Source organism: Isoptericola sp. NPDC056134, assembly GCF_042264825.1.
Taxonomy (GTDB): domain Bacteria; phylum Actinomycetota; class Actinomycetes; order Actinomycetales; family Cellulomonadaceae; genus Isoptericola; species Isoptericola nanjingensis.
In genome coordinates, this window is record NZ_JBHJVM010000003.1 from 40,677 (window position 1) to 61,107 (window position 20,431).

General features: G+C 74.7%; 18 protein-coding genes. 10 read left to right on the plus strand and 8 right to left on the minus strand.

Annotated features, from left to right (window positions below):
• Nucleotides 1-105: 105 nt before the first annotated feature.
• Nucleotides 106-624, plus strand: coding sequence for an N-acetyltransferase family protein (locus ACFCZN_RS04155; RefSeq protein WP_429763999.1), 519 nt, complete (start codon nt 106-108; stop codon nt 622-624).
• A 17-nt stretch (nt 625-641) separates the two neighbouring features.
• Here the strand turns inward: ACFCZN_RS04155 and ACFCZN_RS04160 are convergent, their stop codons facing one another.
• Nucleotides 642-1,664 (minus strand): thiamine-phosphate kinase, encoded by a 1,023-nt coding sequence (locus tag ACFCZN_RS04160; RefSeq protein WP_430555909.1) that lies wholly within the window; start codon nt 1,662-1,664, stop codon nt 642-644.
• A gap of 53 nt (nt 1,665-1,717) precedes the next feature.
• Here ACFCZN_RS04160 and ACFCZN_RS04165 point away from each other — a divergent pair, with 53 nt between their 5' ends.
• The gene (locus ACFCZN_RS04165; RefSeq protein WP_430555910.1) at nt 1,718-2,218 is read left to right on the plus strand and encodes a DUF3515 family protein; all 501 of its coding nucleotides are present in this window, start codon (nt 1,718-1,720) and stop codon (nt 2,216-2,218) included.
• Between the two features lie 46 nt (nt 2,219-2,264).
• Entirely contained in the window at nt 2,265-2,678 is a 414-nt protein-coding gene (locus ACFCZN_RS04170; protein ID WP_430555911.1) for a VOC family protein, read from the plus strand.
• 19 nt (nt 2,679-2,697) lie between these two features.
• Here ACFCZN_RS04170 and ACFCZN_RS04175 read toward each other — a convergent pair whose 3' ends face one another.
• Nucleotides 2,698-3,879 (minus strand): D-alanine--D-alanine ligase family protein, encoded by a 1,182-nt coding sequence (locus ACFCZN_RS04175; RefSeq protein WP_430555912.1) that lies wholly within the window; start codon nt 3,877-3,879, stop codon nt 2,698-2,700.
• A gap of 43 nt (nt 3,880-3,922) precedes the next feature.
• A complete protein-coding gene (locus ACFCZN_RS04180) occupies nt 3,923-5,527 on the minus strand; it encodes an AMP-binding protein (RefSeq protein ID WP_430555913.1) in 1,605 nt (534 codons plus the stop codon).
• 230 nt (nt 5,528-5,757) lie between these two features.
• On the opposite strand from ACFCZN_RS04180, the gene ACFCZN_RS04185 reads away from it, so the two are divergent.
• From ACFCZN_RS04185 to ACFCZN_RS04195, 3 genes are all read left to right on the plus strand, one after another.
• On the plus strand, nt 5,758-7,170 hold the full coding sequence (locus ACFCZN_RS04185; RefSeq protein WP_430555914.1) for a hemolysin family protein: 1,413 nt from the start codon (nt 5,758-5,760) through the stop codon (nt 7,168-7,170).
• Nucleotides 7,167-8,198: a CNNM domain-containing protein gene (locus tag ACFCZN_RS04190; RefSeq protein WP_430555915.1), complete on the plus strand. Its 1,032-nt coding sequence runs from the start codon at nt 7,167-7,169 to the stop codon at nt 8,196-8,198. Before ACFCZN_RS04185 ends, ACFCZN_RS04190 begins: the two co-directional genes overlap by 4 nt.
• A 67-nt stretch (nt 8,199-8,265) precedes the next feature.
• Complete coding sequence (locus tag ACFCZN_RS04195) at nt 8,266-9,474, plus strand: acyl-CoA dehydrogenase family protein (protein WP_430555916.1); 1,209 nt, start codon at nt 8,266-8,268, stop codon at nt 9,472-9,474.
• A gap of 76 nt (nt 9,475-9,550) precedes the next feature.
• Here the strand turns inward: ACFCZN_RS04195 and ACFCZN_RS04200 are convergent, their stop codons facing one another.
• On the minus strand, nt 9,551-10,510 hold the full coding sequence (locus ACFCZN_RS04200; protein ID WP_430555917.1) for an aldo/keto reductase: 960 nt from the start codon (nt 10,508-10,510) through the stop codon (nt 9,551-9,553).
• 57 nt (nt 10,511-10,567) lie between these two features.
• Here ACFCZN_RS04200 and ACFCZN_RS04205 point away from each other — a divergent pair, with 57 nt between their 5' ends.
• The 3 genes from ACFCZN_RS04205 to ACFCZN_RS04215 all read left to right on the plus strand — a co-directional run bounded on the left by ACFCZN_RS04205 (nt 10,568) and on the right by ACFCZN_RS04215 (nt 14,855).
• Nucleotides 10,568-12,001, plus strand: coding sequence for an MFS transporter (locus ACFCZN_RS04205; protein ID WP_430555918.1), 1,434 nt, complete (start codon nt 10,568-10,570; stop codon nt 11,999-12,001).
• Entirely contained in the window at nt 11,998-13,560 is a 1,563-nt protein-coding gene (locus ACFCZN_RS04210) for a pyridoxal phosphate-dependent decarboxylase family protein (protein WP_430555919.1), read from the plus strand. The genes ACFCZN_RS04205 and ACFCZN_RS04210 overlap by 4 nt, the downstream gene beginning before the upstream one ends.
• Before the next feature lie 131 nt (nt 13,561-13,691).
• On the plus strand, nt 13,692-14,855 hold the full coding sequence (locus ACFCZN_RS04215; protein WP_430555920.1) for a trans-sulfuration enzyme family protein: 1,164 nt from the start codon (nt 13,692-13,694) through the stop codon (nt 14,853-14,855).
• Nucleotides 14,856-14,859: 4 nt separating this feature from the next.
• Here ACFCZN_RS04215 and ACFCZN_RS04220 read toward each other — a convergent pair whose 3' ends face one another.
• Genes ACFCZN_RS04220 through murA form a run of 4 tightly spaced genes read right to left on the minus strand, consistent with a single transcriptional unit; the run spans nt 14,860 to nt 18,776 of the window.
• A complete protein-coding gene (locus ACFCZN_RS04220; RefSeq protein ID WP_430555921.1) occupies nt 14,860-15,588 on the minus strand; it encodes an HAD-IA family hydrolase in 729 nt (242 codons plus the stop codon).
• A 25-nt stretch (nt 15,589-15,613) separates the two neighbouring features.
• On the minus strand, nt 15,614-16,663 hold the full coding sequence (locus ACFCZN_RS04225) for an NAD(P)H-dependent glycerol-3-phosphate dehydrogenase (protein WP_429763984.1): 1,050 nt from the start codon (nt 16,661-16,663) through the stop codon (nt 15,614-15,616).
• Nucleotides 16,660-17,418: a lysophospholipid acyltransferase family protein gene (locus ACFCZN_RS04230; protein ID WP_430555922.1), complete on the minus strand. Its 759-nt coding sequence runs from the start codon at nt 17,416-17,418 to the stop codon at nt 16,660-16,662. Before ACFCZN_RS04230 ends, ACFCZN_RS04225 begins: the two co-directional genes overlap by 4 nt.
• A gap of 41 nt (nt 17,419-17,459) precedes the next feature.
• Nucleotides 17,460-18,776, minus strand: a complete 1,317-nt coding sequence (murA, locus tag ACFCZN_RS04235) for a UDP-N-acetylglucosamine 1-carboxyvinyltransferase (protein ID WP_429763982.1) — start codon at nt 18,774-18,776, stop codon at nt 17,460-17,462.
• 237 nt (nt 18,777-19,013) lie between these two features.
• Between murA and ACFCZN_RS04240 the strand changes: the two genes are divergently transcribed.
• The gene (locus ACFCZN_RS04240; RefSeq protein WP_430555923.1) at nt 19,014-20,375 is read left to right on the plus strand and encodes an MFS transporter; all 1,362 of its coding nucleotides are present in this window, start codon (nt 19,014-19,016) and stop codon (nt 20,373-20,375) included.
• Nucleotides 20,376-20,431 lie beyond the last annotated feature (56 nt).

Below are 20,431 nucleotides of genomic sequence, written 5' to 3' on the forward strand. Positions count from 1 at the left end.
CCCGCGTCCCGGCGCGCTCGTCGCCCGCGGACACCGGCAAAGAATTCGTGAAGGATTCACCAAACGGCCTTGGCCGAAGCGGCGGCGGCGTGGCACTCTGAGCAGATGATCGTGCAGACCGACAGCGACGTGGAGATCCGGCCCGCCGCCGTGACCGACGCCGGGCGGATCGCCCAGGTGCACCTCACCTCGTGGAAGGGCGCCTACGCCAGCGTGCTGCCGGCCGAGTACCTCGACTCCCTCGACGCGGCCGAGCGCGCCGCCCAGTGGCAGCAGATCCTCGACGAGGGCACCCGCACGACCCTCGTCGCCGAGGGCGACGGGCGCCTGCTGGGCTTCGCGAGCTACGGACCGTCGCGCGACGAGGACGCCGAGGACGGCGACCTCGAGCTCTACGCGATCTACCTCGACCCCGAGTCCTGGGGCCGCGGTGTGGCCCGCGACCTCATGCGCACCGTCCTGTCCGACGTCCCCGACGGCACGCCGATGTCGCTGTGGGTGCTCGCGCAGAACGAGCGCGCACGGCACTTCTACCGCCGCCACGGCTTCCAGGCGGACGGCGTCGAGCGCATGGACGACATCGGCGACACCCCCGTCACCGAGGTGCGCTACCGCCGCGGCTGAGCGTCGTCGCCCGCGGCTCAGCCGCCGAAGTGGTCCCAGCCGCCGCGCGCGGCGGGCTCCGTGCCGTCGACGGTGACGGTGGCGGGCCCCGGTCGCACGCTCCCCACCCGCCGGAACCCCGCCGGCAGCGCGACGCCGGGCGGGAACGCGGCGAGCAGGCCATGGTCCTCTCCCCCGGTGAGAGCCCACCCCAGCGCGGCGTCCCGGGCGGCCTCCGGCCCGAGCCCCAGCGCCCGGGCGGCGGGCAGCAGCCGCTCGACGTCGCCCGCCAGCGCGCCCGCCTCGACGTCCACGCCGACACCGCTCGCGCGAGCCAGCCGGCCCGCGTCGCGCAGCGGTCCGTCGGAGACGTCGAGCATCGCGGTGGCCCCGCCCCGGGCCGCCGCCGGGCCGGCGGCGAGCGGCGCCTGCGGGCGCAGGTAGCCGGCCACGCAGGCCCCGACCCCCGCCGCGTCGTCGACGGTCGTCGCGTCCGCCGGGGTCGCCGCGCCGGCGTCGAGCAGCGCGAGGCCCGCCGCCGAGAGCCCACGGTGCCCCGCGTAGGCCAGGACGTCGCCCGGCCGCGCGCCGGCGCGCGTCACGGGGGCACGGCCCTCCAGGTCGCCGTGCGCGGTGACCGCCACGACCACGGTCTCGCCTCCCGACAGGTCCCCGCCCACGACGCCCGCGCCGACCGGCGCGGACACGTCAGCGAGGCCGCGGGCCAGCCCGGTCACCCAGTCGACCGGCAGGTCCCCCGGGACCACGAGCGACACGACCACGGAGGTCGGGCGCGCGCCCATCGCCGCGACGTCCGCGAGGTTGGCCGTCGCGGCCCGCGCCCCGACGTCGTACCCGCCCGACCAGCGCCGGCGGAAGTGCCGGTCCTCGACGAGCACGTCCGTCGTGACGACGAACCGCGCGTCCGGGGCCGCCACCACCGCCGCGTCATCCCCCGGGCCGAGCAGGGTCGCCGACGCCAGGGGCAGCAGCGGGAAGATCCGCGCGAGCAGGTCCTCCTCGGACAGGTCGCGCACGAGGGCGCGGGTGGCGTCGGTCACGGGGACGACTGTAGGCGGTCGTCGGGCACGTCCCGCCCGGTAGCGTGGTCGCCGTGCCCCGTGTGCTCCGACGTGCTCGTGCCCTGATGTCGTCCCGCGCCGCCCGCACCGCCGCGCTGGGCGTCCTCGTCCTCCCGCTGGCGGCCTGCGCCACCACGATCGGCGCGACGCCCGCCGAGGACGCCGCGAACCCGGACTGCGCGCCCGTCATGCTCGCGCTGCCCGACGTGCTCGCGGGCGACCTCGACAAGGCGAAGACCAACGCCCAGGCCACCGCCGCCTGGGGCGAGCCCGGGGCCGCCGTGACCCTGCGCTGCGGCGTCACCCCGCCCGGGCCGTCGCCCGACTGCCAGCGGGTCGAGTCGCCCGCGGGCGCCGTCGACTGGATCGTCGAGGCCGGGAAGGACGGCACGTGGCGGTTCACCACCTACGGCCGCGAGCCCGCCGTCGAAGTCGTCGTGCCGCCGTCGGTCACCGAGAGCCACTCGACGTCGTTCATCGGCGACCTCGCCCAGGCCGTGAGCAACGTGCCGCCGACCGCGCAGTGCACCTGACGCGACTGCCGAGGCGCGCGTCGGCCGCCCGTGGCACGGTGTCCGGATGGACCAACGCCTGAGCCTCGTGACCCTCGTCGTCTCCGACCTCGCCGCCACCCGGCGGTTCTACGTGGACGGCCTGGGCTGGGAACCGCTCCTCGAGGCCCCCGGCGAGGTGCTGATGATCCAGGTCGGCCAGCACGTCGTGCTGTCGATGTGGGACGAGGAGCACGCCACCGAGGAGATCGGGCCGGTCGTGCGCGGCGGCACCGCGCCGCTGACCCTCGCGCACAACGTCGGGGCCCCTGCCGGCGTGGACGCCGTCCTCGAGCAGGCGCGCCGGGCCGGGGCGCCGACCGTCCGCGACGGCGTGCGGCGCGAGTGGGGCGGCTACTCCGGCTACTTCACCGACCCCGACGGGTTCCTGTGGGAGGTCGCGCACGCGCCGGGCCCGCTCGGCGAGCTGGTGGTGCCCTGACCCTCCGGGCGTGGCGCGGTCAGCGCAGGCCGGTCGGCCGCTCCAGGGCGAGCTGGATGAGCTCGTCGACGAGCTCGGGATAGCTCACGCCCGAGGCCTCCCACATGCGCGGGTACATCGAGAACGGCGTGAACCCCGGCATGGTGTTGATCTCGTTGACGATCACGCGCTCGTCGGGGGTGACGAAGACGTCGACCCGGGACAGCCCCTCGGCCTCCACGGCCTCGAAGGTGCGCACCGCGACCTCTCGGATCTCGTCGATGACGGGCTGCGGCAGCTCGGCCGGGCAGCGCAGGTCGACGTGCGCCTCGTCGAGGTACTTCGCCTCGAAGTCGTAGAACGCGTGGCTGTCGTGGTCGACGACGATCTCGCCGGGCAGCGACGCGCGCGCCCGGGCGCCGTCGTGCCCGCCGAGCACCGCGCACTCGATCTCGCGACCCTCGATCCCTGCCTCGACGACCACCTTGGGGTCGTGCTCGCGCGCGGCCTCGACGGCGGCGGGCAGGTCGGCCAGGTCGTCCACGCGCGTGATGCCGAGCGACGACCCCGCGCGGGCGGGCTTGACGAACAGCGGCAGGCCCAGCGGCTCGACGGCGGCGACGCACGCGGCGCGGTCCCGCTCCCAGTCCCGCGGCCGGATCACGACGTACGGGCCGACCGTGAGGCCCTGGCCGGCGAGCACGAGCTTCATGAAGTGCTTGTCCATGCCGACCGCCGAGGCCAGCACGCCCGCGCCGACGTAGTGCACGTCCGACAGCTCCAGCAGGCCCTGCACCGTGCCGTCCTCGCCGAACGGGCCGTGCAGCAGCGGGAAGACGACGTCGACCTCGCCGAGCAGCGCGGGCACCTGGCCCGGCTCCAGCACGCGCAGGGTGCGCTCTCCCTGGGTGAGCGACAGCACGACCTCGGCGCCGGAGTCGGCCGTCACCTCCGGGAGGCGGCCGTCGGTGATCTGCCAGCGCTCCGGGTCGTCGGCGGCGATCACCCAGCGGCCCTCGCGCGTGATGCCCACGGGCACGACGTCGTAGCGGTCGCGGTCGATCGCGCGCAGCACGCCGGCCGCGGTGGACGCGGAGATGGCGTGCTCGCCCGAGCGCCCGCCGAACAGCACGGCGACGCGGGTCTTGCGCGGGGTGCCGTCACCCGCGGTCGGGACGGCAGGGACGGGGCTCGTCGTGGGAGCGGCGGTGGCGTCGGACATCGCCGCCCAACCTACCGGACCCGGGCCCGCCGTCCCGACCGCCTCAGCGGGCGCGGAGCTCCTTGCGCAGGATCTTCCCCGCGGCGGACTTCGGGACCGCGTCGACGAACTCCACGACCCGCACCTTCTTGTACGGCGCGACCTGTGCCGCGACGAAGTCCTGCACGTCCGCGGCACTCAACGCGCTGCCCTCGGCCCGCACGACGAAGGCCTTCGGCACCTCCCCCGACTCCGGGTCGGGCACGCCGATCACGGCCGCGTCCGCGATCTCGGGGTGCGTGAGCAGCAGCGCCTCCAGCTCCGCCGGCGCCACCTGGTAGCCCTTGTGCTTGATGAGCTCCTTGAGCCGGTCGACGACGGTGAACGCGCCGTCGGAGTCGACCGTCACGATGTCGCCGGTGTGCAGGAAGCCGTCCGGCTCGAGGGTGTCGCGGGTGGCCTGCTCGTCCGCGAGGTACCCGACCATGACGTTCGGACCGGCGCACAGCAGCTCGCCGGGCGCGCTCACGCCCTCGGCCGGCTGCGCGATCGCCTCCCCCGTGGCCGGGTCGACGACCCGGGCGAGCATGTTCGGCACCAGCAGGCCGACGGTGCCCGGGGAGATGTCGGTCCGGTCGACGGGCACGACGTGCGAGACCGGCGACATCTCCGACATCCCGTACCCCTGCAGCACCCGGGCGCCCGGCAGGCGTCGGGCCACGGCCTCGGCCAGGTGCTCGTCGAACGGCGCCGCCCCCGACATGAGCATCCGCACGCTCGACAGGTCACGACCGGCGGCCGCGGGGTGCTTGGCGAGCGCCAGCGCGATGGGCGGCGCGACGAACAGCACGGTGGCCCGGTGCTGCTCGACGACGCGCAGGTACTCGGCGAGGTCGAACCGCGGCAGCGTGACGAGCGTCGAACGCTGGTAGATCGCGCCGTTCATCAGCACCGTCATGCCGTAGATGTGGAAGAACGGGAGCACCGCGGGGATGACGTCGTCGCGCGTGAGGGGCAGGTACGCCTCCGTCTGCACCACGTTCGCCACGAGATTGCGGTGGGTGAGCATCACGCCCTTCGGCAGCCCGGTCGTGCCGGACGAGTACGGCAGGACGGCGAGGTGCGTGCGGGGGTCGAACGCGACGTCGGGCGCGGCGTGGCCGCCCGCGAGGAGCTCGCCGAGCGACGGGTGGCCGTCCGCGCCGTCGAGCACGACCACGTCGGCGGTCGCCATCCCGACGGCGTCGGCACCCGCCTCGGCCGCCGGCAGCAGCGCGGAGACCGTCACGAGCGCCTTCGCCCCCGACGACCCCAGCTGCTTGGCGACCTCGCGCCCGGACGCGAGCGCGTTGATCGTCGTCACGGTGATCCCGGCCCGCAGCAGGCCGTGGAACACGGCGACGAACGCGGGCACGTTGGGGCTGTGCAGGGCCACCACGTCCCCGACGCCCAGGCCGCGGGCGGCGAACGCCCCGGCGATGGCGTCCACGCGGTCGCGCAGCTCGCCGTACGTGGTCGTGGCACCGCTCGGACCGTCGACCAGGGCGACACGACCCCGGTCAGCGTCGTCCAACGAGGCGAAGAGGAACTCGTGGAGGGTGACGTCGGGGATCTCGACGTCGGCGTGCGGGCTGCGGATGACGGAGCGGTCGGTGCTGGTCTCGGACATGGCGGTCCCTTCGTGCGGCACGGTCCTCGTCGACCGTGTGCACGGGAGCGTAGCGCCGGGAACCGATGGCACGGGAGCGACGTTGGGGCGATCGTGGACATCACGAACGACGCGAACGCCATCGCGGCGCCCGCGGCCGAGGACCAGGCCGCGCCCGCCGACGATCCCAGTCATAGTCCGGGCTCCTCGCAGCCCCCGACTCCGCACGACCCTGAGGCGGTGCACCACCGGTGACCGCCGTCCTCTCCCTCCTCCTCGGCATCCTGGTGATCCTCGTGATCACGGCGGCGACGGCCTACTTCGTCGCCCAGGAGTTCGCCTACATGACCGTGGACCGCTCCCGGCTCGCCGCCCGCGCGGAGGCCGGTGACGCGACCGCGAAGCGTGCCCTCGCCGTCACGCGCCGCACGTCCTTCGTGCTCTCGGGCGCCCAGCTCGGCATCACCGTGACCGGCCTGCTGGTCGGCTACGTGGCCGAGCCCCTGGTGGGCGACGCGCTGGGCACCCTGCTCGGCGGCGTCGGCGTCCCGACCGGGGTCGGCGTGGCCGTCGGCACCGTCGCGGCCCTCGTCGTCTCGACGCTGGTGCAGATGCTCTTCGGCGAGCTGTTCCCGAAGAACCTCGCCATCGCCCGCCCCGAGCCCACGGCCCTGCGCCTGGCCGGCTCGACGACGGCGTACCTCACGGTGCTCGGCTGGCTCATCGCCGTCTTCGACAAGGCGTCGAACGCCCTGCTGCGGCTGCTGCGCATCGAGCCCGTGCACGACGTCGAGCACTCCGCCACCGCCCGCGACCTCGAGCACATCGTCGCGGACTCCCGCGAGAGCGGCGACCTGCCCGACGACCTGTCGGTGCTGCTGGACCGCATCCTCGACTTCCCGCAGCACGACGTCGAGCACGCCATGATCCCGCGCTCGCGCGTCGGCACCGTCGACCCCGCCCTCACGGTGGGCGAGCTGCGCACGCTCATGGCCGGCGGCCACTCCCGCTACCCCGTGGTGGACGCCGAGGACCGTGCGCTCGGCGTCGTCCAGCTCACCGACCTGCTGCGGACCGGCCTCGGCGACGCCGCGCCCGTCACCGAGCTCATGCGACCGGTCACGGTGCTGCCCACCCTCATGGCGCTGCCGGACGCCCTCACCGAGCTGACGCGCACCCGCAACCAGCTCGCCGTCGTCGTCGACGAGTACGGCGGGTTCGCGGGCGTGCTCACCCTCGAGGACCTCGCGGAGGAGCTGGTCGGCGAGATCACCGACGAGCACGACCCGGCCCTGCCGGTCACCGTCTCGCCCGAGGACGACGGCGCCTGGGTGATGGGCGGCGACGTCCACCTGGACGAGGCGGAGCGCGCCATCGGGCACGACCTGCCGCGCGGCGACCACGAGACGGTCGCCGGGCTGCTCATCGCGCAGACCGGCGCGCTGCCCCGCGCGGGCGACGCGGTGACGGTCGAGCTGCCGCCGGACCCGGCGGACCTCGTGCACGACGAGCCCCGCCGTCGCTGGCTGGAGGTCGACGTGATCTCGGTCGAGCGCCACGTGCCCCACCTGGTGCGCGTGCGCCTGTTCGAGGGCACCGCGGAGGGCACGGTCGAGCCGGTCCCGGACGCCACGCCCGCCCCCGCGAAGGAGGACGACCGATGAGCAACCCCTGGGTCGTCGTCGCGGCGACCGTCGTCATCATCGCGCTGAGCGCGTTCTTCGTGGCGGTGGAGTTCGCCCTGCTGGGGGCGCGCCGCCACCGGCTGGAGGACGCCGCTCCGCGCAGCCGGTCCGCGCGGGCCGCGCTGCGCAGCTCGTCCGAGCTCACGCTGCTGCTCGCCGGGTCCCAGCTCGGCATCACGGCGTGCACCCTGGCGCTCGGCGCCGTGACCAAGCCCGCCGTGCACCACTGGCTCACGCCGCTCTTCGCCGGGTGGGGGGCGCCGTACTGGGTGGCCGACGTCGCAGGCTTCGTGCTCGCGCTGATCATCGTCACCTTCCTGCACCTCGTGGTGGGCGAGATGGCGCCCAAGTCGTGGGCCATCGCGCACCCCGAGGCGTCCGCCACGCTGCTCGCCCTGCCGATGCGGGCGTTCATGTGGCTCACCCGGCCGGTGCTGCGCTGGCTCAACGCGCTGGCCAACCGGTGCCTGCGGGCCGTCGGCGTGGAGCCGGTGGACCACATCGAGGCGGGTCACGACCCGACCACGCTGCGTCACCTCGTGGAGCACTCGGCGAACGTCGGCGCCCTCGACGCCGCGTACTCCTCGCAGATCGCGGGCGCTCTGGAGCTGGAGACCCTCACGGTCGACACGCTCCTGGCCGCGGGCGCGCGGCCCACCGCGGTGCCGGCGGACGCGACGGCGGCCGACGTGCGGGCGGCGTCCGTGACCTCCGGCCACCTGCGCATCCTGCTGCGCGACGGCGGTGTCGACGGCGAGGTGACCGGCGTCGTGCACGTGCGCGACACCCTGCTGCTCGACGACGCCGCCCCCGTGGCACCCGTGGCGCGCGCGCCGTTCGTGCTCGACGCGGCGACCACCGTGCACGCGGCGATCTCGCTGCTGCGCGAGGCGGGAGAGCAGCTCGCGCTGGTGCGGCACGACGGGCGCACGCTGGGCGTCGTCACGCTGGCGGACGTGCTGTACCGCCTGCTGCCGCAGGCGCAGGAGGCGACGGCGGACGTCTGACCCGTCGTCAGGCCCGCCGCCGTCGAAGCCCGGGCGGCCGGGCCAGGGCGCGGCGTACGGTGAGGTCATGCCTGTGACCTCGCCGGACGCCGCGCCGTCGCCCTTCCCCTCGCCGCTCTCCGCCCCTCGCCAGATCCTCACCGACGAGCTGCTGGAGACGATCCGCGGCCGGGCGGCGGCGTACGACCGCGAGAACGCGTTCTTCGCCGACGACCTCGCCGACCTGAAGGCCGCCGGGTACCTGCAGGCGATGGTGCCCCAGCACCTGGGCGGCGCCGGGCTGACCCTGCGGGAGGCCGCACGCGAGCAGGCGCGGCTCGCCGGTGCCGCCCCCGCCACGGCCCTCGCGGTGAACATGCACCACGTGTGGGTCGGCGTGGCCCGGTTCCTGCACGAGCGCGGCGACCACTCGCTGGACTGGCTGCTCGAGGAGACGGCGCACGGCGAGGTCTTCGGCTTCGGCTACTCCGAGGCGGGCAACGACCTGGTGCTGCTCGGCTCGCGCACCGAGGCGCGCCCGGACGGCGAGGGCGGGTACTCCTTCCACGGCACGAAGATCTTCACGTCCAACTCCCCCGGCTGGACCCGCCTGGGCGTCATGGGGCTGGACAACGCGACCGACCCCGACGACCCGCGCGTCGTGCACGCGTTCGTCACCCGCGACGGCGGCGGCTTCGAGATCAAGGACGACTGGGACACGCTCGGCATGCGGGCGTCGCAGTCCTGCACCACGGTGCTCGACGGCGCGCTCGCGCCCGCCGACCGCGTGCTGCGCCGCATCGCGCCCGGCCCCAGCCTCGACCCGTACGTGCTGGGCATCTTCACCAGCTTCGAGATCCTGCTCGCGAGCGTGTACCTCGGTATCGCGGACCGCGCGCTGACGCTCGCCGTCGAGACGGTCGGGAAGCGGCGCTCGATGAAGACCGGCAAGGCCTACTCGCAGGACCCGGACATCCGCTGGCGCATCGGCACGGCCGCCCTCGCGCTCGACGGCCTGTGGCCGCAGCTCGACCTGGTGGCCGGGGAGGTCGACGCCCAGGTCGACAAGGGTGCCGGCTTCTTCCGCTCGACGGCGGGGCTCAAGGTCCGCGTCACCGAGACCGCACGGCAGGTCGTGGACGAGGCGATCCGCTGCTCCGGCGGCTCCACGTACTTCAACCGCTCCGAGCTGGGGCGGCTCTACCGCGACGTGCTGGCCGGGATCTTCCACCCGTCCGACGACGAGTCGGCGCACTCCACCGTCGCGCAGGCGGTGCTCGGCCCCCTCGAGGACTGAGCGAGGACCGACCCGCCTCCCGAGCTGTCAGAGCCACGTGGAGGTTGGCGTCACCGTGGCCCTGACAGCTCCGGGTTCAGGACGAGGCGCCGTCCAGCCGGGCGAGCTCGTCGGGGGTGAGCTCCAGCGTCATCGAGCGCAGCAGGGCGCCGAGCTGGCCCGTGTGCCGGGCGCTTGCGATGGGAGCGACGACGGTCGGCTGCGCGCGCAGCCAGGCCAGCGCGACGGACGCGACGGGCACGTCGTGGGCGGCCGCGACGTCGTCGAGCGCGGCCAGCACGCGCCGCCCGCGGTCGTCGAGGTAGCGCGCCGCGCCGTGCGCACGCGGGCTGTCGGGCGCCTCACCGTCACGGTAGGTCCCGGCGAGGAAGCCGGAGGCGAGCGCGTAGTACGGCAGCACCCCGAGCCCGTGCCGCTCGGCGGGCCGCCGCAGCCCGTCCTCGAACCCGCGCTCCACGAGGTTGTAGTGCGGCTGCAGGGCCACGGGACGGTGCAGCCCGCCGGCGTCGACGGCGGCGAACCACTCGTCGATCCGCTCCGGCGTGTAGTTCGAGACGCCGATCTCGCGCACGAGGCCGTCGTCGACGAGGGCCGAGAACGCCGCGGCAGTCTCCGAAAGTGGGGTGTCGGCGTCGTCGAAGTGCGCGTAGTACAGGTCGATGCGGTCGGTGCCGAGGCGCTTCAGCGACGCCTCCGCGGCGGCGCGCACGTTCGACGCCGAGAGCCCGCGGAACTGCGGGTGCGCGGCGACCTTGGTCGCGACCAGCAGGTCGTCGCGGCGACCCGTGCGCGCCAGCCAGCGCCCGATCGTCTCCTCGCTCTCGCCCCCGGAGTTGCCCGGCACCCACGCGGAGTAGCCGTCGGCGGTGTCGATCATGCGGCCACCGGCGTCGGCGAACGCGTCGAGGACGGCGAAGGACGCCGCGTCGTCCGCCGTCCAGCCGAACACGTTGCCGCCGAGCACCAGGGGCGCCGCGTCGACGTCGAGGGAGCCGAGCGCGGGGCCGGCCGGGGCAGAGTTCGTCGCCTGGGTCACAGCACGCACAAGCACGGTGGCGCCCGCGGCATTCCCGGACCGCTACGATCCCGCGTCATGACGCTGCGCAGGGGCACGGTCGCCCGGTACGCCGTCGGGTCCGTCGGCACCGGCGGGTTCGCGACGCTCCCCGGCCTGGTGCTGGTCTTCTACCTCACCGACACGCTCGGCGTCGCCGCGGGCCTCGCGGGCCTCCTGGTCACCGCCGCGAAGGTGTGGGACGTCGTCATCGACCCGCTCATCGGCGCCGCCAGCGATCGCGAGCGCGCCCGCACCGGCCGTCGTCGCCGCCTCATGGTGGTGGGCGGCCTCGCCCTGCCGGTGTTCTTCACCCTGACGTTCGCCGTCCCCGCCTCCCTCGCCCCGGCGGGCGCCGCGACCTGGGTGCTCCTCGCGTTCCTCGCGGCGGCGACGGCGTTCAGCCTGTTCCAGGTGCCGTACATCGCCCTGCCTGCCGAGCTGGCCGCCACCTACGACGCCCGGACCCGCCTGCTCACCGCGCGGGTGGTGGTGCTCACCGCCGCGATCCTGCTGTTCGGCGGCGGCGGGCCCGCGCTGCGCGGGCTCGGGGGCGACGACGAGAGGCTCGGGTACCTGCTCATGGCGGTGGCCGCGTCGCTGGTGCTCGGGGCGGCGCTGCTGCTCGCGTCGACGGCCGAGCGCTCGGCGGGGCCGCCCGCCCCGCCACGGCCGGTACGAGCGCGGGCGCGGCTCGCCGCGCACTACCGCGAGGGACTCGGGCTGCTGCGCTCGAGCCGTCCGTTCCGCACGCTGCTCGGCACCTTCGTGCTGCAGGCGCTCGCCACCGGCGCCATGCTCGCGGGCGCCCAGTACGTCGCCACCTGGGTGCTGCACGACACCGCCGCCGTGACGTTCCTGTTCGTCGCGCTGGTGGGGCCGGCGCTCGTCGTGACGCCGGCGTGGGGCGTGCTCGCCCGGCGCGTCGGGAAGGAGCGTGCGTTCCGGCTGGCGTCGGTGCTGTTCGCCGTGGCGGCGCTCGCGCTGCTGCCCCTCGCCTGGTCGCCCGGCGCCTGGGTGTACGGGCCCGTGGCCCTGGCCGGCGCGGCGTACGCGGGCATGCAGTCGCTGCCGATGGCGATGCTCCCCGACGTCATCGCGCACGACGCCCGCACGACGCGCACCGACCGCGCCGGCGCGTTCGGCGGCGTCTGGACCGCGGGCGAGACCACCGGCATGGCGCTCGGTACCACCCTGCTGACCGTGGTGCTCGCCGTGACCGGCTACGTGGAGTCCACGGGCGGGCAGACCGTCGTCCAGCCCGCCGCCGCCGTGCTCGGCGTCGTCGCGTCGTTCAGCCTCCTGCCCGCGCTGCTCGTGGCCGCGAGCCTCCTGCCCCTCGGCCGGTACCCGCTGCGCCGCCGCGACGTCGACGCGCCCGACGCCGCCCCCGACGTCGCCCCCTACTCCTCCGCGGACCCCGGCCCCACCCGGGCCGACACTCCCGCTCCCCGACCCCAGGAGGCCCCGTGAACCGCCCTGCCCTGCCCGACGGCGCGCTCGACCTGGCCCAGGACCCTGCCGCCGTGCTCGCCGCGCTGGCCACCCTGCGCCACCGCGACGCCCCCACCCACGGCGGCCGGGTGCTCAGCTACGTGTACGACCCCGGCGTCCCCGAGCTGGACGCGCTCGCCGGCGACGCCGCGCGCGCGATGCAGCCCGTCAACGGGCTCGACCCGACGACGTTCGGCTCGGTGGCCGCCCTGGAGCGCGACGTCGTGGCCTTCGCCCGCGACCTGCTCGGCGGCGATGCCGACACCGTCGGCACCGTGACCAGCGGCGGCACGGAGAGCTGCCTGCTCGCGGTGCAGTCCGCGCGGGACATGTGGCTCACCGCCCGTGGGCTGCGGCCGGGCGAGGCGCGACCCCGGCTGGTCGCGCCCGTCACGGTGCACGCCGCGTTCCAGAAGGCCGCGCACCTGTACGGGTTGGAGCTCGACCTCGTGCCCGTCGCCGCCGACGGCCCGGCGGCGGGAGCCGTGGACGCCGCGGCCCTCGGCGCGCGCCTGGCCGCCGGCCCGGAGGGAGCCGCCGACGTCGCCCTCGTCGTCGTCTCAGCGCCGTCGTACCCGCACGCCGCCGCCGACCCGGTGGCCGACGTCGCGGCCCTCGCCTCCGCGGCGGGCGTGCCCGTGCACGTGGACGCGTGCATCGGCGGGTTCGCCCTGCCGTTCTGGCCCGGCCTGCCCGCCTGGGACCTGCGCGTGCCGGGCGTCACCAGCGTGAGCGCCGACCTGCACAAGTACGCCTTCGCACCCAAGGGCGCGTCCGTGCTGCTGCACCGGGACCGCGACCGGCAGCGCGCGCAGTACTTCGCCACCACCCGCTGGCCCGGGTACCCCGTGGTGAACCCGACGCTGCTCGGCTCCCGCTCCGGCGGCCCGCTCGCCGCCGCGTGGGCGATCCTGCAGGCCCTCGGCGCGGACGGGCTCGCGACGCTCGCCGGCCGCGCCCGGCGCGCCACCCTCGCGCTGCGCGACGCCGTCGACGGACCGGCCGGGATCGACGGGCTGCGCGTCGTCGGCTCCCCCGTCGGGCCGCTGCTCGCCGTCGCCGCCGACGACGCCGTGCCGGCGGAGCGCCGCGTGGACCCGCACCTGTGGGCGGACGCCGTCTCCACCCGGGGCTGGACCCTCCAGGCCCAGCCCGGGCTGGAGCAGGGCGACGGCACCCGACTGCCGCACACCACGCACCTCACCGTCACCCCGGTCACCGAGGGGGTGCTCGGCGAGCTCGTGCCCGTGCTGCGCGCGGCGGCCGACGACGTCCGCGGCCTGCCACGGCCCGACGCCGGCGCGCTGCTCGGCTCCCTCCCGCCCCTCGACCCCGCCGCACCTCTCGACTCCGCGACGGCGGCGGCCCTGCTCGACGCGGTCGGCCTGGGGACGGTCGGCGACGACCCGGACGCCGCTCCCGGCGTCGGTCCGATGGCACCGCTGCTGGCACTCGTGGAGGCGCTGCCCGCGCCGCTCGTCGAACGCCTGCTGGTCGAGCTGCTGGCCCGCCTCGTCGAGCCACGCGCCGCCGTCTGACCCGAGGTGTCAGAGTCACGTCGGCATGGATCCCGCCGCAGCTCTGACGGTCCGTGCTGCCCAGGACGTGTCAGAGCCAGGTCGATGGGACGGCGCGTCGCCGGCCGGGTGCGCCGTCGTACCCTGCGGCCATGACGCACGACCCGCACGGACCGCATGTGCCGCTCTCCCCCGCCACCCTCGCCGTGACGGCGGGCCGCCCGCCCCGGGTCCAGGGCGGTCCCGTGAACCCGCCGGTCGTGCTCAGCTCGACCTACGTCAACCAGGGCGTGACCGGCCCCGGCGAGCTGCTGTACACGCGGATGGACACCGAGACGTGGCACCCGTTCGAGGAGGCGCTGGCGGCGCTGGAGGGCGCCCGGCACGGCGTGGTCTTCGGCTCGGGCATGGCGGCCGTGATCGCGGCGGTCGGCGACGTGCCCCACGGCGGCGCGGTCGTGGTGCCGCGGCACGCGTACCAGGTGTCGCTGGGCTACCTCGACGACCTCGCCGCCCGGCACGGGGTCGACGTGCGCCGGGTCGACATCTCCGACACCGCGCAGGTGGTCGCGGCGCTCGACGGCGCCGACGTGCTGCTCGCCGAGTCGCCCACCAACCCCATGCTGGAGGTCGCGGACCTGCCCGCGATCCTCACGGCGGCGCGCGAGCGCGGCGTGCGCAGCGTCGTCGACAACACGTTCGCGACGCCGCTCGGCCAGCGCCCGCTCGACCTCGGTGCGGACGTCGTCGTGCACTCGGTGACCAAGTACCTGGCCGGGCACTCCGACGTCGTGCTGGGCGCCGCCGTCGCCCGCGACGACGAGATCGTCGCCGGGCTGCGGGCGTACCGCACGCTGCACGGCGCCATCCCCGGCCCGATGGAGGTGTGGCTGGCACTGCGTGGCCTGCGCACGCTGCACCTGCGGGTGGAGCGGGCGAACGCGTCGGCGGCCGAGCTCGCCCGCCGCCTCGCCGAGCACCCGGGCGTGGCCGAGGTGCGGCACCCGTCGCTGCCCGGCGACCCCGGGCACGAGCGTGCCGCCGGCCTCATGAACGGCTTCGGCGCGATCCTCGGCGTCCGTCCGCACGGCGGTCCCGCCGCCGCCGACGCCGTCGTCGCCGCCGTGCGCCTCTGGGTGCCCGCCACGTCCCTCGGCGGCGTCGAGTCCACGCTCGAGCGTCGCCGGCGGTTCGCCACCGAGTCGCGCACCGTGCCCGAGGACCTGCTGCGCCTGTCCGTGGGCGTCGAGGACGTCGAGGACCTCTGGGCGGACCTCGACCAGGCGCTGCGCTCGGGGGCCGGCCCCGCCACCTGACGCGTCAGCCCACCGTCCGCAGCTCCCCGTCGAGCAGGCGGCCGTGCAGGTCCGCCAGGTCGGCGGCGTGCAGGTCGAACGCGTCGTCGTCCCGCGGGGCGTCGCCCTGGGGCCGCGGCACGTAGGCGGTGCGCATCCCCGCGGCGGCGGCCGCGCGCAGGTCCCAGGCGTGGGCGGCGACCATGACGGGCGGGCCGGCGCTCGCCTCGCCCGTCGCACCGCCCGTCGCCGCCGCGACCGCCGCGACGTAGAGCGCAGGATCCGGTTTGTAGGTGCCGACGTCCTCCGCCGACAGCACCTCGTGCCATGCCAGGCCGGCGTCCCCGCGCAGCGCGGCGAGCGTGCGACGGTCCGCGTTGGACAGGCCGAGCACGGTGAAGTCCCGCGCCAGCGCCGCCACGCCCGCCACGGAGTCCGGCCAGGGGCGCAGCCGCTCGGCGGCGGTCGCGAGGCGGTCGACGGCGGACGCCGGCAGCGCGCCCTCGGCCGCCAGCCCTGCGAGGACCTCGCGGTCCAGGACGCCGCTCGGCGCGAAGCCACGACGCCCCGCGACCACGTCCCGCTCCCGGTCGGCGACCCGGCCGAGCCACGTCGTGACGACGCCGCGCGCGGTCCCCGCGTCCAGCCCCGCGCCCTGCACCGCGGCCTCGAGGCTCCCCGCCTGGTCGACCAGCGTGCCGAGGACGTCGAACACCAGGACGGGCCGGGGCGCGGGAGGCGGCGCGGGAGTCATGGCGCCACCGTACGGCGGGCGACGATCAGCCGTCGACGCCCTCGGACTTCTGCGGGCGCGCGAGCAGTCCGCGGGCCATCTCCTCCACCGGGAGGCCCTCGTACAGCACCGCGACGACCCCGGCGGTGATCGGCATGTCGACCCCGTGCTTGGCGGCGAGGTCGAGCACGGAGCGGCAGGACTTGGCGCCCTCCGCCGTCGTACCGGTGGCGACCACCGCCTCCTCCAGCGACATCCCCTCGCCGATGTGGCGGCCGAGGGTGTTGTTCCGCGACAGCGGAGACGTGCAGGTCGCCACGAGGTCGCCCATCCCCGCGAGCCCGGAGAAGGTCGCGGCGTCGGCACCGAGCTCGAGGCCGAGGCGCGTGATCTCGACCAGGCCGCGCGTGATGACGGTCGCGGCGGTGTTCGACCCGAAGCCGCGGCCCTGCGCCATGCCGACGGCCAGCGCGATGACGTTCTTCACCGCCCCGCACAGCTCCACGCCGACCACGTCGTCGTTGGTGTAGGGGCGGAAGTAGGAGTTCGAGCAGGCGTCGGCGACGAACCTCGCCGCCGACTCGTCCTGGCAGGCCACCACGGTCGCCGTGGGCTGGCGGCGGGCGATCTCGGCCGCGAGGTTCGGGCCCGAGACGACGGCCACGCGCGACAGCGGCACGTCGAGCGCCTCGACGATGACCTGGCTCATGCGCTCGTCCGTGCCGAGCTCGACCCCCTTCATCAGGGAGACGATGACGGCATCGGGCTCGACGAGGTCCCGCAGGCCGGCGAGCGTGGCGCGCGACACCTGCGACGGCACGGCGACGACGACGATCTGCGCGCCGGCCAGCGCCGCGGCGGCGTCGGTGGTGCCCGTCATCGCGGGCAGCTCGATGCCGGGCAGGTACTTGCTGTTGGTGCGCCGGGTCGTGACCTCGGCCGCGACGGCCGGGTCCCGACCCCACAGGCGGACGTCGCAGCCCGCGTCGGCGAGGACCATCGCGAAGGTCGTCCCCCAGGACCCGGAGCCCAGGACGGCGACACGGGTCGGCGCCGACGGGTTCCCGGACGTGGGTGCGGTGGTCGGGTTCGTCATGGGCGCTCCACGGGCGGGTAGACGGTCTGCTTGCGTTCGTACTCGGGGTGCTTGCGAAGGTCGAAGCGGGCGGACGGGGCCGCCTCACCCCGGATCCCGGCGAGCTGCACGGTGATCGCGTCCATGACGCGGTTGGCGGCCTCGCGCAGGGTCTGCGTGTCGATCGGCCGGTCGTACAGGTCCGACAGGTCGACGGGCGGGCCGGCGACGATCGTCACGGGCTTGCGCGGGAAGGGCCGCAGCAGGCGGCCGTACCGCGGCAGGATCTTGTGGGCGCCCCACTGGGCGACGGGCACGACCGGCAGCCGGCTGACGAGCGCCAGCCGCGCCAGGCCGGTCTTGCCCTCCATCGGCCACAGGTCGGGGTCCCGCGTGAGCGTGCCCTCCGGCAGGATCGCCACGCAGGCGCCGCTGCCGAGCTGGTTGCCCGCGTCCTCGAGCGACCGGGCGGCCGCGGACGTGCCGCGGTCCACCGGGATCATCCGCGTCGCGCGCAGCACCGACCCGACCACCGGCGCGGTGAACAGGCCGCGCTTCGCCAGGATCCGCGGCTCGAACCCCTTGTCGAAGAGGTAGTGCGCCAGGGTCAGGGCGTCGTACTCGGTGACGTGGTTGGCGGCGGCGATGAACCCGCCCTCACGGGGCAGGTTCTCCTCGCCGCCGTCCCAGTCGTAGCGGACCATCGAGAACAGCAGCGGCCGCACTATGCGCGCGACGAGGCGGTAACCACGGGAGTCAGGTCGGGCGATCGGCACGGGGCCAGAGCCTACCTCCCGGCCCCGGCGGTCGAGGTGCCTCAGCCGCGGGAGACGTCGGCGCCGAGCGCGACGAGCTTGTCCTGGAACGACTCGTACCCGCGGTCGATCAGGCTGATGCCCCGCACCGTGGAGGTCCCCTTCGCCGCCAGCGCCGCGATCAGGTGGGAGAACCCGCCCCGCAGGTCCGGCACCTCGATGTCCGCCGCGGACAGCGGCGTCGGGCCCGAGATGACAGCCGAGTGGTGGAAGTTGCGCTGCCCGAACCGGCAGTCGCGCCCGCCGAGGCACTCCTTGTACACCTGGATCGTCGCGCCCATCTTCCGCAGCGCGTCGGCGAACCCGAACCGGTTCTCGTACACCGTCTCGTGCACGATCGACAGGCCCTTGGCCTGCGTGAGGGCCACGACGAGCGGCTGCTGCCAGTCCGTCATGAAGCCGGGGTGCACGTCCGTCTCCAGCACGATCGAGTCCAGGTCCCCGCCCGGGTGCCAGAACCGGATCCCGTCCTCCTGCACGTCGAACCGGCCGCCGACCTTCCGGAACGTGTTGAGGAAGGTCATCATCTCGGGCTGCGTCGCACCCTTGACCGTCACGTCACCGCCGGTGGCCAGCGCGGCCGACGCCCACGACGCCGTCTCGATCCGGTCGCCGAGCGCCGTGTGCGAGTACCCCTCGAGCCGGTCCACACCCTCGATCCGGATCACCCGGTCGGTGTCCACCGAGATGATCGCGCCCATCTTCTGCAGCACCGCGATCAGGTCCATGATCTCCGGCTCGGTCGCCGCGCCGGTCAGCTCCGTGATGCCCTCGGCCCGCACCGCGGTGAGCAGCAGCTGCTCCGTGGCGCCCACCGACGGGTACGGCAGCGAGATCTTGGTGCCCTGCAGCCGGCGCGGCGCGCGCAGCTGGATGCCGTTGGGCATCTTGTCCACCACCGCGCCGAACTGGCGCAGGATGTCCAGGTGGTAGTTGATCGGCCGGTCGCCGATCCGGCAGCCGCCCAGGTCGGGGATGAACGCCTCACCGAGCCGGTGCAGCAGCGGCCCGCAGAACAAGATCGGGATCCGGCTCGAGCCCGCGTGCGCGTCGATGTCCGCCACGTGCGCCGACTCGACGTTGGACGGGTCGAGGTCCAGGATCCCGGCGTCCGGGTCCGACTTCACCGTCACCCCGTGCAGCTCCAGCAAGCCCGTGACCACGCCCACGTCCCGGATCTGCGGCACGTTGCGCAGGACGCTCGCCGACTCGCCCAGCAGCGACGCCACCATCGCCTTGGAGACGAAGTTCTTCGCCCCCCGGACCGTGATCGTGCCCTCGAGAGGAGTCCCGCCGTTGACGTGCAGCAGATCGTTCATGTCGTCGTGTTCGTCCCGTCGTTACGGATGCAGTGGTCCTGGGATGCCGTCGGTACCGTCGTCCCAGCGCGCCGTCGATCCTGCCTCGCCCGGCACGGTGGTGCCAACACGCGCCCCGGCGGGCTTATTCACGTTCACCACACCTTCACGCGGCGGGCACCGGCACGCAGCGGGGCGCCATTCATATTCTGAGACAATTGTTCATGATGCGGGACGCCGGTTCTACGGTCGTCGACCATGACCTCCTCCGTCACGTCGGGCGCCCCCAGCACGCCGACGCCGGCCGTCAACTCGCGCGGCCGCGTCATCGTCGCGTCGCTCATCGGCACCTCCATCGAGTTCTACGACTTCTACGCGTACGCGACCGCGGCCTCGCTCGTGTTCCCGGCGCTGTTCTTCCCGAACCAGGACGGCACGACGGCGTTGCTCGCGTCGTTCGCCGCGTTCGGCGTCGCCTTCGTCGCCCGGCCGCTCGGGTCGGTGCTCTTCGGGCACTTCGGCGACCGGGTGGGGCGCAAGACGACTCTCGTCGCGTCGCTCCTCACCATGGGGATCGCCACCGTCGTCATCGGCGTGATCCCCGCCGCCACCACGCCGGGCTGGGCCGTGCTCGCGCCGCTCGTCCTGGTGCTGTGCCGGTTCTGCCAGGGCCTGGGCCTCGGCGGCGAGTGGGGCGGCGCCGCCCTGCTGGCCACCGAGAACGCACCGGCCGGCAAGCGCGCGATCTGGGGCACGTTCCCGCAGCTCGGCGCGCCGATCGGCTTCATCCTGGCCAACCTCGTCTTCATCGGGCTGTCCCAGACCCTCACCGACGCGCAGTTCACGTCGTGGGGCTGGCGCGTGCCGTTCCTAGCCAGCTCGGTGCTCGTCATCGTGGGCCTGTGGGTGCGGCTCAAGCTCATCGAGACGCCCGCGTTCACCAAGGTCGTCGAGGCGGAGGCCGTGGCGAAGGTGCCGGTGGCCGAGGTCTTCCGCACCTCGTGGCGCAAGATCGTCTCGGGCACGTTCATCATGCTCGCCACGTACGGGCTCTTCTACCTGATGACCACGTTCACGCTGAACTACGGCGTCGCGGCCACCTCCCCCACCGACGGCTCCCCCGCGGGCCTGGGCTACGAGAAGATCGACTTCCTCTGGATGCTCATCGTGGGCTGCGTGTTCTTCGGCCTCTTCACGCTCGCGTCCGGACCCCTGGCCGAGAAGTACGGCCGCCGCCCGATGCTGCTGGTCGTCACCGGAGGCATCGCCGCCTTCGGCCTGCTGTTCGTGCCCCTCTTCGCGGGCGGCACGATCGGCGTGCAGTCGCTGCTCATCATCGGCTTCACCCTCATGGGCCTGACCTTCGGCCCGATGGCCGCGCTGCTGCCCGAGCTGTTCCCCGCGAACGTGCGCTACACGGGCGCGTCGGTGGCCTACAACCTCGCGTCGATCCTCGGTGCCGCCGTCGCCCCGTTCGTCGCGGTGTGGCTGTGGGAGGCCGCCGAGTCCCCGGTGCTGGTGGGCGTGTACCTCACGGCGATGGCCGCGATCACGTTCGTCGCGCTGTGGCTGCAGAAGGAGACCAGGGACGTCGACTTCAGCGGAGACATCCGCGCCTGACCCATCGAGCACCGTGGGCGCTCGTCCGGCGCCGTTCCTGCCCGGAACAGCGCCGG